The sequence below is a fragment of the Streptomyces sp. NPDC046215 genome, assembly GCF_040646215.1.
GTDB classification, from domain to species: domain Bacteria; phylum Actinomycetota; class Actinomycetes; order Streptomycetales; family Streptomycetaceae; genus Streptomyces; species Streptomyces stramineus.
In genome coordinates, this window is record NZ_JBEYZW010000035.1 from 13,214 (window position 1) to 27,763 (window position 14,550).

Consider the following 14,550-nt stretch of genomic DNA (forward strand, 5'->3'; position numbering starts at 1 on the left):
GCTGAGGGCTGGGTGGGGTGATCTTCCGACGGCAGGCTCTTCCTCGACGGCACAGACTCATGGAGGAAGAGATGACCACGAAGGTACAGGAACAGGGTGCGGCTGCTGCGCAGTTCTCGGAGGACCGCGACCGGTCCGGCACGGAGGTGTCCTGGTCCGCCGGCTGGTCGGCTCCGGTCCAGCGGCCGAGCGCCGGCTTTGAGGAGAACTGGTCCGAGGCGGGCTTCGCCCAGCAGTCGGTCCGGCAGGTCGTGCGCGTCACCAGCGGGGGGACCGCCGCCCGCGTCAGGCTGTCGAACCGTTTCGGCAAGCAGCCGGTAGTAGTGTCCGCCGCGAGTGTGGCACTGGCCGCGGAAGGCGCGGCGGTCCGGCCCGGGACGGTGCGGGAGCTGACGTTCGGCGGCCGGGCGTCGGTGACGATCCCCGCGGGCGGCGAGGCGGTCGGAGACGCGGTGGAGCTCCGCGTCGCCCCCTTCGCATCCCTGACAGTGACCTTGTATTTCAGCAGCCCGACGGGGCCGGCGACCTTTCACGCGCAGGCGTATACCGACAGCTACCGCGCGGCCGGTGACCGCACGTCCGATGTCAAAGGCGGCGCCTTCGACGAGCGCACCCATTCCTGGTACTTCCTCTCCGACATCGAACTGTCAGGAGACGATGCGCACCCGGGCACCGTGGTGGCCTTCGGCGATTCCATCACGGACGGTTTCGGCTCCACTGTGGGCGCCGACCGTCGCTATCCGGACATCCTCGCCGAGCGTCTGGCGGCCGCGGGACAGCGGTGGGCCGTTCTCAACGCGGGGATAGGCGGCAACCTCGTGCTCCATGACTCCCCTTGGTACGGCGATGCGGCCGTGAGCCGCTTCGAGCGCGACGTGCTGGACAAGCCCGGCGTCCGCTCGGTGATCGTCTTCGCGGGGCTCAACGACATCGGGTTCAGCGAGGTCGACTTGGAGACGTACAAGCCCAACCCCGATGTGCCGGTCTCCCAGTTGATCGACGGCTATCGGCAGCTCATCGACCGTGCTCGCCGCCGGGGCATCAGGGTCATCGGCGCGACGATCCTGCCCTTCAAGGGTGCGGAGTACCACACGCCGCGGGCCGAGGCCAAGCGCGTCGCACTCAACGCATGGATCCGCACCTCCGGTGAGTACGACGCTGTCGCGGACTTCGACAAGGCCCTGGCCTCCTGCGACGACCCCCAGGTGCTCGCACCCGGCTACGACAGCGGCGATCTCAAGCACCCCAACGACGCGGGATACCGGGCCATGGCCGAAGCCGTCGATCTCCGGGCCCTCTGACCTCACGCGGCGAGCGGGTTTCAGACATCGGCTGTGAGCCGCTGATCCCGCCGCACGAGTGCGGCATAGTGCCGGTCGTTGTCGAGAAGCTCCTGGTGGCTGCCGCGTTCCACTATCCGCCCACCGTCGAGGACGATGATCTGATCGGCGTCACGGATCGTGGACAGGCGGTGCGCGATGGTGATCGTCGTCCGCCCCGCCGACAGGGCATCGATGGCCTGCTGCACGGCGTGCTCGGTGCGGGTGTCCAGGGCGCTGGTCGCCTCGTCCAGGATGAGGACGGGCGGGTCGCGCAGGATCGTCCGGGCGATGGCGAGGCGCTGCTTCTCCCCGCCGGAGAAGCGGTAGCCGCGCTCCCCGACGAGCGTGTCGTAGCCGTCGGGCAGGCCGGCGATGTGGTCGTGGATCTGGGCGGCCCGGGCCGCTGCCGCCATCTCCTCGTCGGTGGCGTCGGGCTTGGCGAAGCGGAGGTTGTCGGCCACGGAGGCGTGGAAGAGGTAGGTCTCCTGGGACACCACCCCGACGGCGCGGGCGAGGGTGTCGAAATCGAGGTCACGGACGTCCGTGCCGTCGAGCAACACCCGCCCGCCGGTGACGTCGTAGAGGCGGGGGATGAGGTAGCTGAGGGTGCTCTTGCCCGAACCGGTCGGCCCGACGACGGCCAGGCTGCCGCCGGCGGGCACCGTGAAGTCGATGCCGCTGAGTGTGGCGCCCTGCGTTTCCCGGGGGCCTTGCGGATCGCGGGGGCCTTGCGGGTCGCGGGGGCTCGGCGTCTCGTAGGAAAAGGTGACGCCTTCGAACCTGATGTCGCCGCGCACCTTCCGCAGCCGCACCGGTTTCTCCGGCTCCGCGATGTCCACCGGCAGGTCGAGGTATTCGAAGATGCGCTGGAACAGGGCGAGGGACGTCTGCATCTGCACGCCGGTGGAGAGCAGGCTCACCGTCGGCCGGAAGAGCCCCTGCTGGAGGGAGACGAAGGCGACGAGCGTGCCGAGGGAGAGGCCGGGCCCCCCGGTCTGCATCGCTATGCCGGCGGCCCAGTAGATGACGGCGGGCATGGCGGCCATGATGACGCCGATGGTGGACATCCTCCATCGCCCGGCCATGTTGGCGCGCACCTCAAGGCCCACGAGGCGCTCGGATTCCTTGGAGAACGCCTGGGTGAGGGAATCGGAGCGGCCCATGGTGCGGCCGAGCAGGATGCCGCTCACGGACAGCGACTCGGTGACCATGGCCGCCATGGCCGCCATCTGTTTCTGCCGCTGCGAAGTGATCTTCTTGCGCTCACGTCCGACGCGGCGGCTGATGGCCACGAACACGGGCAGCAGGAGCAGGGAGACGACCGTCAGCCGCCAGTCCAGCGCGAGCATCGCGACGACCGTGGCGATGACGCTGGTGAGGTTGGAGACCAGTGACGTGGCGGTGGAGGTCACCGTGGCCTGCATGCCGCCGATGTCATTGGCGATGCGGGACTGGACCTCGCCGGTGCGGGTCCGGGTGAAGAAGGCGAGCGGCATCCGCTGCAGCCGGTCGTAGACCGCCGTGCGCAGGTCGTGCATGACGCGCTGGCCGACCGTGGTGGAGACCAGCGTCTGCAGAACGCCGAGGACGCTGTTCACGAGCGCCGCGGCGATCATGCCGAGGGCCAGCAGGCTCAGCAGGCCCGTACGGCCTTGGGGGATGGCGACGTCGAGGACCTCGCGCAGCAGGAACGGTGAGGCCACCGAGACCAGCGAGGACGCGGCGACCAGCAGACCCACGAGGGTGAGCCGGCCGCGGTAGGGACGGAAGAGCCGGAGGATGCGCCGCACCTGGGCCGGCTGTTCCGGATCGGCGGGCGGGGGAGTCCAGTCGGGTTCGTCGTGACGCATGAGCTCCTAGTTCTCTGATCGCGGAGAGGTGTCAGGAGAGGTCGGCCGGGGCGGGCGGCTGCAGCAACGGGCGGACGCGGAGGGACCACGGCGACGTACCGAGCATAGCTCACTGTTACCTATACTCACAATGCACCGGGTCCTGTAATCTCGGATCATGACCGCCCCCGACCCGTCCGGACAGCTCGCTGAGCAGTTGCTGCGCCTGACCCGCAGGCTCCACCGCGCGCAGAAGCGCTACCTGGATCCCGTCGGCATCACGCCCGCCCAGTCACGGCTCCTGCGCACCGTCGCACAGTACGGCGAACCGCCGCGCATGGCGGACCTCGCCCAGCGCCTGGAGGTCGTCCCCCGGGCGGTCACCACACTGGTCGACGCGCTGGAGGCGAACGGCTCGGTGCGCCGGATGCCCGACCCCTCCAACCGCCGCGTCATCCGGATCGAGGTCACGGAACAGGGCCGTTCGACGCTGCGGGAGCTGCGGGACGCCCGGCACGCGGCGGTGGAGGACATCCTCGCCCCGCTCTCCACCGATCAGCGCGAGACGCTCGGCAGCCTGCTGACGGAGCTGATGCGGGGCCCGGACCACCCCTGCTGACCCGGGCGGCCGGATCGGGCCCGGGGAGCACGCACGGCCTCCCGGGCCCGCGCCCGCGGATCAGCAGCGCTGCCGGTCCTCCGTCAGCTCTCCCTGTGCGGTGGCCACGGTCCGGTCGTAGCATGTGCCGGGTCCCTGGAGCCGGTAGCGCTCCCGGGAGACACCGGTGGCGTGCCGCTGGTCGCGCGGCACGTTCTGGTTATACGCAGCATCACCCGTATAGGTGTCCTCCAGTCGGGACCAGTCGAGACGTTTGCCCGCGCGCAGGGTCACCCGGTCCGCGCGGTCCCCCATCGCCATCACGGTGCGCAGCCGGGCGCCCGTGGCACCCGTGATCTCGCCGTCCATCGTGTAGGTGCGCCGGGCCAGGGTGGTGGTCGCGGGGCCACGGCCGTCGACAGTGACCGATTCGTCGTCGTTCCAGCGTGCCTGGAGCGCGTCCGTCGACTCGCCCTCGGTCCAGCGGTGGAGGGAGGTGTTGGCCACCTCGCGGGCGACGGTCGTGGTCACCCGGCCGTGCGAGGTGTCGACGTAGCCCGCGACGGTCAGGGAATGACCGCCCTTGGTGCGCAACCGGTGTTCGACTCCGGGCTCGTGGGTGGTGGTGTCGGCGAGGTCACCTGCCCGGTGCGTCGTCAACGCCCCCGTGACCTGGGAAGCCTTTGCGTCCTGCCACACGAGGATGTTGGTCGGAGTGCTCCAGCCGCTCTGTCCCTCGGGCACCCCGGCTACGGAGATCGCGATCCGGTGCGGCTTGCCGTCGTTGAGCTGACCCGCGAAGGGGGTCAGGTCGTACTCCACGGGCCGCACGTCGAACGCGCGGGGGCCGGGGACGACGTACCAGAGGAACGGGTTGGACCAACCGCCCGTCCAGACGTGCGGGAAGGGCGCGGCGATCCCGGCGAGCTTGCCGTCCACCGAGACCTGCACCTCGCGGTAGGGGCCGTCCTCGGCCTTGCAGGAGTACGGGGCGGCGTCCGGCACGGTGAGGTACCAGAACTCCTCGCAGCCGCCGCCCGAGCCCGTCGCGTACACCTCGGCCACGATGCGCTCGCTGTTGCGCGGGGTGGTCAGCAGTCCTTCGTAGGCCCTGCCGTCATGGCGGGCCCCCTCCAGGGTCAGCACCCTGTCCGGGGTCGGCGCCGCCCGCACCGGCCCCTCAGCGGCGTAGAAGGTGAGCGTCACCTTTACCTTGATGACGCCGGTGTAGGTCTCGTTGACGAGATTGCCGATCAGCATCTCGACGGGCTGGCGGTCGCGGAGGGTGGCCGCGTAGCGGGTGACATCCTTCTCCACGTTCCAGGTGATGCCCTCGGGCGAGGGCTCCGGCGTCGAGGTGCGCAGTACTTCGACGCCGCCGATGCTCACGTGACCGAGGCGGTCGTACTGTCGCCCGGCCACTGCCCCTTCGAGCCGGAGGACGACCTTGTTCCAGCGGTCGCCGCAGCCCTTGGGCGGCAGATAGGTGCCTTTGTACGGTGTGTAGTCGCGGAATTCGGTGTCGGCGACCGTCACCTTGCAGGACGTCGTGCCCGGGGTGGCTATCGGCGGGGCCGCCGTGAGCGGGTCGTGCCAGTCGGTGCCGAACTCGGTCGGCGGCCCTCCGGCCAGGGCCGGGCTCGTGCCCAGCAACAGGCCGACGGCCGCGGCGCACAGCGCGAGAAGCAGTCGTCTCATGGGGCAGGAGTGAAGCGCCTCGAACACCAGCGCGCCAGAGCCCCTTTGGCCTGATCCGTCGCACGGCGCGGGAAAACCAGTTGAATGCGGCACTCCACTGACGACAACCTTTCACAGCCGCCACCTCCTCACCCCCACCCCTGGGATGCCATGCAGATTCGCGACCTTCCGTATACCGATCCCGGTCTGCCCGACGTCAGGTCCGGGCCGCGCTTCCTGCTCTGGCTGGGGCGGAACCAGCTGTCCGGCCAGGTCAGAGCCATGCTGTGGGGTGTCCTGCACATGGTCGCCGTGGCCGTCCTGCCGGTGACGATGGGTATCGCCGTACAAGCCGTCGTCGACCGCTCCGGCGCCCACCTGGCGCTCGCGGGTGGCCTGATGCTGCTGCTCGGCGTGCTCATCGCCTTGGGCGACACGATGCTGCACCGTACCGCCGTGACCAACTGGATCACCGCGTCGGCCCGGGTGCAGCAGCTCCTGGCCCGGAAAACGGCCGAGTTGGGTGCCACCCTGACCCGGCGGGTGGCGGCGGGCGAGGTCGTCGCCGTGTCCACCGGTGACGTCGAGAAGATCGGTTGGTTCGTCGAGGCGCTGTCGCGCTTCGCCTCCGCCGCGTTCACCACCCTGGTCGTCTGCGTCGCGCTGGTGATCTACCAGCCCGCGCTCGGCGTGGTGATCGCCGTCGGCGTGCCCGTACTGATCCTAGCGGTGCTGCCGTTGCTGCCGCCCGCCACGAAACGGGCGGACGAACAGCGCGACAAGGCGGGCTACGCCACCGAGCTGGCCTCGGACACCGTGGCGGGTCTGCGGGTCCTGCGCGGCATCGGTGGCGAGGAGTTGTTCCTGACCCGCTACCGGGCCGCCTCGCAGGACGTCCGCAAGGCGGCGGTGCGCAGCGCCCGGATGTGGGCGCTGATCGCCGCGGTCCAGGTCGTGCTGCCGGGCCTGCTGCTGATCGCGGTGGTCTGGTTCGGCGTCGGGCTGGTGAGGGACGGCCGGATCGGTGTGGGTGAGCTGGTCACCGTCTACGGCCTGGTCACCTTCCTGCTCTTCCCGCTGCGCCAGTTCGAGGAGATCGCCATGGCGTACTCCTTCTCCCGGCCCTCCGCCGCGCGTGCGGCGCGGGTGCTGGCGCTGCGGCGCACGTCGCCGGCGCCGGACAGCGCGGACGGCACCCTCCCGTCGGGCGACCTGTACGACCCGGCGACCGGGCTGCTCGCCCCTTCCGGCAGGCTGACCGCGGTGGTGTGCGGGGACCCCGACGCCGCCGGCCGTCTGGCCGAACGCCTGGGCGGGCACGCCCCGGACGAGGACGCCGGGGACACCCCGTCGGCCCTGCTCGGCGGGGTGGCGCTGGACCGTGTGCCGCTGGAGGTGGCCCGTACCGCGGTGCTCGTGCAGGACAAGGACCCGGTGCTGCTGTCGGGCACGCTCGACGAGCTTCTGGCCGTGCCGTCCTCCGGAGCCGTCGAAGCCGGGGCCGCGCTCGCGGCGGCGCAGTGCTCCGACGTGCTGACCGCTCTCGCCCAGGCGTCGGCGGACGCCTCGGGCGACCCGATGCGGACGCGGATCACCGAGCGCGGCCGTTCCCTCTCGGGCGGTCAGCGGCAGCGGCTGGCGCTGGCCAGGTCGCTGGTGACCGATCCGGAAGTGCTGGTGCTGGACGAGCCGACCTCGGCGGTCGACTCGCACACGGAGGCGCGGATCGCGGACGGGGTGCGGAGCCTGCGGGAGGGCCGCACCACGGTGGTCTTCTCTTCCAGCCCCCTGCTGCTCGACCGGGCCGACCGCGTGGTGTTCGTCCAGGAGGGCGAGGTGGCCGGCGTGGGGACCCACCGCGAACTGCTGCGTGACACCCCCGCCTACCGGGCCGTCGTCACCCGGGAGACCGACGAGGAGACCCGAGCCGCCGGGGCCGGGCCGGGCTCGGCACTCGACACGGAACTCACCCGGCTCAAGAAGAACGAACAGATCGAGGAGTCGGCATGATCGGCGTAGCGCCACCGGCCTACGACCCGGCGGCCCCGGAGTCGGCGACCACCCTGCCGGTCGCCGCCCCCGCGACCGTACGGAGCTACGTGCGCGGACTGCTCCGCAGGCACCGCACGGCCTTCGTCCTGCTGGTGACCGTGAACGCGATCGCCGTGACCGCCTCCATGGTCGGTCCGTACCTGCTGGGCGGCCTGGTCGAAGACCTGTCCTCGGGCACGGACGATATTCATCTGGGTCGCACGATCTCGCTGTTCGCGGTCGCTCTGGCCGTGCAGACCGTCTTCGTCCGCATGGTGCGGCTACGCGGTGCTGTGCTGGGCGAGGAGATCCTGGCGGATCTGCGCGAGGACTTCCTGGTGCGCTCGGTGGCACTGCCGCCGGGGGTCCTCGAACGGGCGGGCACCGGCGATCTGCTGTCGCGCATCACGACGGATGTCGACCGGCTGGCGAACGCGATGCGTGAGGCCGTGCCGCAGTTGGCGATCGGTTTCGTGTGGGCCGGGCTGCTGCTGGGCGCGCTGGCGGTGACCGCGCCGCCGCTGGCCCTGTGCGTCCTGGTCGCGCTGCCGGTGCTCGTGATCGGCTGCCGCTGGTACTTCCGGCGGGCGCCGAGCGCCTACCGGTCCGAGGCCGCCGGATACGCGGCGGTGGCCGCCTCGCTCACGGAGACCGTGGACGCCGGCCGCACCATCGAGGCACACCGGCTCGGCCGGCACCGGGTGGCGCTCTCCGACCAGCGGATCGTCGAATGGACCCAGTGGGAGCGCTACACCCTGTGGCTGCGCTCGGTCCTGTTCCCGGTGATCAACGTGACGCACACGCTGGTCTTCGGCTCCGTGCTGATCATCGGTGGCGTCTTCGTGCTCCAGGGCTGGGTCTCGGTGGGCGAGCTGACGACGGGGGCGCTGTTCGCGCAGATGCTCATCGACCCGGTCGGGCTGATCCTGCGCTGGTACGACGAGCTCCAGGTCGCCCAGGTGTCGATCGCCCGCCTCGTGGGGGTGCACGAGATCGACCTCGACAGCGCCGAGGAAGGCGTGGACCCGAAGGGCCGGAGCGTGCGGGCGGAGAAGGTGCGGTTCGGCTACCACGCCGGCGCCGACGTGCTGCACGACGTGTCCCTCGCGGTGCGCCCGGGCAGCCGGGTGGCACTGGTCGGGCCGTCCGGAGCGGGGAAGTCCACGCTGGGCCGGCTGCTGGCCGGGATCTACGCCCCGCGTACCGGCACGGTGACGCTCGGCGGCGCCGAACTGGCCCGGATGCCGGCGGAGCAGGTGCGCCGGCATGTGGCTCTGGTCAACCAGGAGCACCACGTCTTCGTGGGATCTCTGCGCGACAATCTGCTGCTCGCCCGCACGACGGCGGACGACGGTGAGCTGTGGGCCGCGCTCGGCTCGGTGGACGCCGACGGGTGGGTGCGGGCGCTGGAGAGCGGCCTGGACACGGAGGTCGGTTCGGGCGGGGCGGGCCTCACTCCGGCCCAGGCGCAGCAGATCGCGCTCGCCCGGCTGGTCCTCGCCGACCCGCACACCCTCGTGCTGGACGAGGCGACGTCGCTGCTGGATCCGCGTGCGGCCCGGCATCTGGAGCGGTCGCTTGCCAGGGTGCTGGAGGGGCGTACGGTCGTCGCGATCGCCCACCGCCTGCACACCGCGCATGACGCTGATGTGATCGCGGTGGCGGAGGGCGGGCGGATCACCGAGCTGGGCAGTCATGACGAGCTGGTCGCGGCGGGCGGCGCCTACGCGGCGCTGTGGCGCTCCTGGCACCAGTAGCCGCGGAAGGGTTCGGCGGCCCTGCGGGTCAGACCCACCCCAGGGCCGTGAGCCCGCCCACGCCGCCGAGCAGGATGAAGGCCGGCATGAGGACCTTCAGTTCCACCCAGCTGCCCGCCCGGAAGCGCAGCGCCTTCGGCGGCCCGACCGGGTACCACCGCTTGCGGCCGACGGGCAGGGGCCACAGGATCGGGCAGCCCGAGACGGTGAGGGCGTCCCCGATGTCGTGCACGAGCGCGCCGAGGACGATGGGGAGGCCCAGCCATATGTATTCCTGGCCGGGCCCGGTGAACAGCCAGTCGGCTCCGTTGCCCGGTTGGTTCAGGACGCCCGCAAGGATCCAGGCGCTGGTCGCTCCGAGCAGCCATACCAGGACGTCGCTGGAAGTCCTGGCCATGCGCCACAGCAGTCCTTCGACGGCGAGCACCAGGTGGACGAAGAGGATGCCGAGGACCGCCCAGCGCCCTCCGGTCATCGCCAGGGCCGAGGCGCCGGCTCCTATCAGCACCGCCCACAGCCAGGTGTGGGTGAGGGTGCGGTGGCCTCCGTTGCGGCGGGGGTCGCCCTTGCCTCGGGTGGCCTGGTAAACGGAGTGCGACAGCTTGTCGATGATCTCGCACAAACCGCGAGAAATCGGGCCGAAAGCCCGCGATATGGTCGCCGACTTGTGGTCGAGGTCCGGCGCGAGAGCAGCGCCCGCGCAGATCAGGGCACCGACGACGAGCACCGGCCAGGGCATCGGGTGACCTGCCGCGGCGAACGCCGCCCCCACCCCCAGCCAGGCAGCAGCTCCCGACAGCGAGTGCGCGGGTCCCATCATGGTCGTTCCACCCCTTTTATTTGCCGACGTCCCGCATTTCTGACGCCGGACCGGCGACTCAGCGTAGCGCCCGATGATCATCGCCCGGCCGCCCGGTTCTCTGATACGGCCCCGGGCCAGGCAGTATGGAGGCGTGACCCTTATCGATCAGATGCCGAGCCATGCCGACCCCGATGCCCTTTTCGAGGCCTTCTCGACCTGGGCCGAGGAACGGGGGATCTCGCTGTACCCCGCGCAGGAGGAGGCGCTGATCGAGGTGGTCTCCGGAGCGAACGTGATCCTGTCGACCCCGACCGGCTCGGGAAAGAGCCTGGTCGCGGCCGGGGCCCACTTCGCCGCGCTCGCCAATGACCAGGTGACCTTCTACACGGCGCCCATCAAGGCGCTGGTGTCGGAGAAGTTCTTCGACCTGTGCAAGATCTTCGGCACCGAGAACGTCGGCATGCTCACGGGCGACGCCTCCGTCAACGCCGACGCCCCCATCATCTGCTGCACGGCCGAGGTGCTCGCCTCCATCGCGCTGCGGGACGGCAAGGACGCCGACATCGGCCAGGTCGTCATGGACGAGTTCCACTTCTACGCGGAGCCGGACCGGGGCTGGGCGTGGCAGATCCCCCTGATCGAGCTGCCGCAGGCCCAGTTCATCCTGATGTCCGCGACGCTGGGTGACGTCTCCCGGTTCGAAGAGGACCTCACCCGGCGCACCGGACGGCCCACCGCGGTCGTCCGCTCCGCGACCCGGCCCGTGCCGCTGTCGTACGAGTACCGCACGACGCCGATGACGGAGACCCTGACCGAGCTGCTGCAGACGCATCAGGCACCGGTGTACATCGTGCACTTCACCCAGGCCGCGGCCGTGGAGCGGGCGCAGGCGCTGATGAGCATCAACATGTGCTCCCGCGAGGAGAAGGACGAGATTGCCAAGCTGATCGGCAATTTCCGCTTCACCACGAAATTCGGCCGGAACCTCTCGCGCTATGTGCGCCACGGCATCGGCGTGCACCACGCCGGAATGCTGCCGAAGTACCGGCGGCTGGTGGAACGGCTGGCTCAGGCGGGCCTGCTGAAGGTCATTTGCGGTACGGACACGCTGGGCGTCGGGGTCAATGTGCCGATCCGCACGGTGCTGTTCACCGCCCTGACCAAGTACGACGGCCAGCGGGTGCGCACGCTGCGGGCCCGGGAGTTCCACCAGATCGCGGGCCGGGCCGGACGGGCCGGGTTCGACACCGCCGGCTTCGTCGTCGCCCAGGCACCCGAGCACGTCGTCGAGAACGAGAAGGCTCTCGCCAAGGCGGGTGACGACCCGAAGAAGCGGCGCAAGGTCGTCCGCAAGAAGGCCCCCGAGGGCTTCGTCAACTGGGGCGAGAACACTTTCGAGAAGCTCATCGTCTCCGAGCCCGAGCAGCTCACCTCGCGCTTCCGGGTCACCCACGCGATGCTGCTGGCGGTCATCGCCCGGCCCGGCGACGCCTTCCAGGCGATGCGCCGGCTGCTGGAGGACAACCACGAGCCGCGCCGGAACCAGCTGCGGCACATCCGCCGCGCCATCGCGATCTACCGCTCGCTGCTGGACGGCGGGGTCGTGGAGCAGCTCGACCAGCCCGACGCCGAGGGCCGCAGCGTACGGCTGACCGTGGATCTGCAGTCGGACTTCGCCCTCAACCAGCCGCTGTCGACCTTCGCGCTGGCCTCCTTCGAGCTCCTCGACCCGGAGTCGCCGTCCTACGCCCTGGACATGGTCTCGGTGGTCGAGTCGACGCTGGACGACCCGCGCCAGATCCTGGCCGCGCAGCAGAACAAGGCGCGCGGGGAAGCCGTCGCGGCGATGAAGGCGGAAGGCGTCGAGTACGAGGACCGCATGGAGCGGCTCATGGACGTCACCTACCCCCGGCCGCTGGAGGAGCTGCTGTCCCACGCCTACGACGTCTACCGCAAGAGCCACCCCTGGGTCGGTGACCACCCGCTGTCGCCGAAGTCGGTCATCCGCGACATGTACGAGCGGGCCATGACCTTCACGGAGTTCACCTCCTTCTACGACCTCGCCCGCACCGAGGGCATCGTGCTGCGTTACCTGGCCAGTGCGTTCAAGGCGCTGGACCACACCGTGCCCGACGACCTGAAGTCCGAGGACTTCGAGGACCTGATCGCCTGGTTGGGCGAGATGGTCCGGCAGGTCGACTCCAGTCTGCTGGACGAGTGGGAGCAGCTGGCCAACCCCGAGGACGAGACCGCCGAGGAGGCCCAGGAGCGGGCCGACCAGGTCAAGCCGGTCACTTCCAACGCCCGTGCCTTCCGGGTGCTGGTCCGCAACGCGATGTTCCGGCGCGTGGAGCTCGCCGCTCTCGACAAGGTCGGGGAGCTGGGCGAGATGGACGCCGACGCCGGATGGGACGAGGAGCGCTGGGGCGAGGCCATGGACGCCTACTGGGACGAGTACGAGGAGCTGGGGACCGGCCCCGACGCGCGCGGCCCGAAGCTGCTGCGGATCGAGGAGAAGCCGGAGGACGGCCTGTGGCGCGTCCGGCAGACCTTCGCCGACCCCAACGGCGACCACGACTGGGGCATCTCCGCCGAGGTGGACCTCGCCGCCTCCGACGAGGAAGGCCGCGCGGTGGTCCGCGTCATGGACGTCGGTCAGCTGTAGCCTCCGAGGCGCCGCCCGTGCGGCGCCTCCCAGGAGCGAAGGAGCACCGATGACCAGCCCCGCCGACCGTCTGGTGGGTCTGCTCGACCTGGAGCAGATCGATCTGAACATCTTCCGCGGCCGCAGCCCGGACGAATCGCTGCAGCGTGTGTTCGGCGGACAGGTGGCCGGGCAGGCGCTGGTCGCGGCCGGGCGGACCACCGACAGCGGCCGCCCGGTGCACTCGCTGCACGCGTATTTCCTGCGCCCCGGGCAGCCGGGGGTGCCGATCGTGTACCAGGTGGAGCGGGTGCGCGACGGCCGGTCCTTCACCACACGGCGCGTGGTGGCCGTGCAGCAGGGTCGTACGATCTTCAATCTCACCGCCTCCTTCCATCAGGGCGAACCGGGCTTCGAGCATCAGACGGCGATGCCCGAGGTGCCGGGGCCGGAGGATCTGCCCCGGCTGGCCGACGAGATCCGCGACCACCTCGGCGAGCTTCCGAGTGCGCTGCAGCACATGGAACGCCGCATGGCCTTCGACATCCGGTACGTGGACCGGCTCCGCTGGACCGCTCAGGAGCTGACGGACGCGGAGCCGCGCAGCGCGGTGTGGATGCGAGCGGTGGGGCCGCTGGGTGACGATCCGCTCGTGCACACCTGCGCCCTCACCTATGCCAGCGATATGACGCTTCTCGACGCGGTGCGCATCCCGGTCGAACCGCTCTGGGGCCCGCGGGGCTTCGACATGGCTTCCCTGGATCACGCGATGTGGTTCCACCGGCCCTTCCGCGCCGACGAGTGGTTCCTCTACCAGCAGGAGTCGCCCATCGCCACCGGCGCCAGGGGTCTGGCCCGGGGCCAGATCTTCGATCGCGACGGACGGCTCCTGGTGTCCGTGATGCAGGAAGGGCTCTTCCGCAAGGTGCCGTGAGCACTTCCCCGGGCGGCCCTGGCGCCCGCCGTGGAGGTCAATGCTTCCGGCGCAGCAGCCGCTCCCACCGGGCCCGGATCCCCGTCGGCCGCCGGCCGGTTTCCTGATCGGCGACCTTCTCCCTGGTTTCCGGCACCGGGACCGCCGGCGGCCCGGCCGGTGCGGGGGACGGCCGGGCCGCCCGCGCTTCGGCCAGGGCGGCGTCGAGGCGGTGCCGGTGCCAGGCGATCTCGTCCGCGCCCGCCGCCAGAGTCACCCTGTCGGCCACTTCGCGTGCGGCCGCCGCTGCCGGGCGCGGCTGAGCGAGATCGGGGCGGAGGGCGCTCACGCAGGCCCTTTCGTGCGGATCCGGTACGGCGTCGGCCAGTTGGCCGGGATCGAGTGCCGCGGCGGTCACGGCTGCCCGCTCCCAGGGGTCCTCGGTCGAGGACAGCAGCTGGCCGATTCTGCGGACGCGCCAGTTCCGGGCCCTCCGGTCCTCCGGCTCCGCGGGCTTCGCGCCCGCTGCCGCCGGTGTGCGGCCGGTCAGCAGGTCGGGGTTGGCGTCGGCGAACTCCACGAGATCCGCTGCCAGGTAGTGCCAGACCACGGCGCGGTAGCGGTTCACATAGAAACGCACGGGGGCGAAGCTGCCCGCCTTGGCGAGGCGGACGAACCGGGCCGGGCTGATTCCCAGGAGTTCGGCGGCGTCGGCCGTGCCCACCACCCAGAGCCGGGTGCGCAGCGCTTCGGGGAACCCGGGCCCGGACTTGTGCTTCTCGATCTCCTCGTGCGACACCCGGCGCCGCCCGCCGGGCCCCGCGGCGACGGTCCGCACATATCCCAGTTGCACGGCCAGTTCGAACTCACGCGGCTTGAGCTCCAGCTCACGGGCCGCCCTTCCCAACGGCAGGCCCCCTACTGCGCCGACGCGCTCCGGGCATTGCTGCACCGTCATGACGTCCTCCCCCACTACC

At 70.8% G+C, this 14,550-nt stretch carries 10 protein-coding genes; 6 read left to right on the forward strand and 4 right to left on the reverse strand.

Annotated features, from left to right (window positions below):
* Window positions 1–71 precede the first annotated feature (71 nt).
* Window positions 72–1,301 carry an SGNH/GDSL hydrolase family protein gene (locus ABZ951_RS17240; RefSeq protein WP_344086991.1) on the forward strand — a complete coding sequence of 410 codons (1,230 nt, stop codon included), beginning with the start codon at window positions 72–74 and terminating at the stop codon, window positions 1,299–1,301.
* 20 nt (window positions 1,302–1,321) lie between these two features.
* On the opposite strand, the gene ABZ951_RS17245 is transcribed toward ABZ951_RS17240, so the two are convergent.
* On the reverse strand, window positions 1,322–3,172 hold the full coding sequence (locus tag ABZ951_RS17245) for an ABC transporter ATP-binding protein (protein WP_344086989.1): 1,851 nt from the start codon (window positions 3,170–3,172) through the stop codon (window positions 1,322–1,324).
* 157 nt (window positions 3,173–3,329) lie between these two features.
* Here ABZ951_RS17245 and ABZ951_RS17250 point away from each other — a divergent pair, with 157 nt between their 5' ends.
* Window positions 3,330–3,770: a MarR family transcriptional regulator gene (locus ABZ951_RS17250; RefSeq protein WP_344086986.1), complete on the forward strand. Its 441-nt coding sequence runs from the start codon at window positions 3,330–3,332 to the stop codon at window positions 3,768–3,770.
* A gap of 60 nt (window positions 3,771–3,830) precedes the next feature.
* Here the strand turns inward: ABZ951_RS17250 and ABZ951_RS17255 are convergent, their stop codons facing one another.
* The gene (locus ABZ951_RS17255; RefSeq protein WP_344086983.1) at window positions 3,831–5,447 is read right to left on the reverse strand and encodes a peptide-N4-asparagine amidase; all 1,617 of its coding nucleotides are present in this window, start codon (window positions 5,445–5,447) and stop codon (window positions 3,831–3,833) included.
* A gap of 150 nt (window positions 5,448–5,597) precedes the next feature.
* Between ABZ951_RS17255 and ABZ951_RS17260 the strand changes: the two genes are divergently transcribed.
* Both ABZ951_RS17260 and ABZ951_RS17265 read left to right on the forward strand, forming a co-directional pair.
* The gene (locus ABZ951_RS17260) at window positions 5,598–7,436 is read left to right on the forward strand and encodes an ABC transporter ATP-binding protein (protein ID WP_344086980.1); all 1,839 of its coding nucleotides are present in this window, start codon (window positions 5,598–5,600) and stop codon (window positions 7,434–7,436) included.
* Entirely contained in the window at window positions 7,433–9,214 is a 1,782-nt protein-coding gene (locus ABZ951_RS17265; RefSeq protein ID WP_344086976.1) for an ABC transporter ATP-binding protein, read from the forward strand. The genes ABZ951_RS17260 and ABZ951_RS17265 overlap by 4 nt, the downstream gene beginning before the upstream one ends.
* A 28-nt stretch (window positions 9,215–9,242) precedes the next feature.
* Here the strand turns inward: ABZ951_RS17265 and ABZ951_RS17270 are convergent, their stop codons facing one another.
* On the reverse strand, window positions 9,243–10,034 hold the full coding sequence (locus ABZ951_RS17270) for a metal-dependent hydrolase (protein WP_344086973.1): 792 nt from the start codon (window positions 10,032–10,034) through the stop codon (window positions 9,243–9,245).
* Window positions 10,035–10,167: 133 nt separating this feature from the next.
* Between ABZ951_RS17270 and ABZ951_RS17275 the strand changes: the two genes are divergently transcribed.
* Together ABZ951_RS17275 and tesB are read left to right on the forward strand one after the other, a co-directional pair.
* Window positions 10,168–12,681, forward strand: a complete 2,514-nt coding sequence (locus ABZ951_RS17275; protein WP_344086970.1) for a DUF3516 domain-containing protein — start codon at window positions 10,168–10,170, stop codon at window positions 12,679–12,681.
* A gap of 49 nt (window positions 12,682–12,730) precedes the next feature.
* Window positions 12,731–13,594 (forward strand): acyl-CoA thioesterase II, encoded by an 864-nt coding sequence (gene tesB / locus ABZ951_RS17280; RefSeq protein ID WP_344086968.1) that lies wholly within the window; start codon window positions 12,731–12,733, stop codon window positions 13,592–13,594.
* 37 nt (window positions 13,595–13,631) lie between these two features.
* Here tesB and ABZ951_RS17285 read toward each other — a convergent pair whose 3' ends face one another.
* The gene (locus tag ABZ951_RS17285; protein WP_344086966.1) at window positions 13,632–14,531 is read right to left on the reverse strand and encodes a DUF6397 family protein; all 900 of its coding nucleotides are present in this window, start codon (window positions 14,529–14,531) and stop codon (window positions 13,632–13,634) included.
* Window positions 14,532–14,550 lie beyond the last annotated feature (19 nt).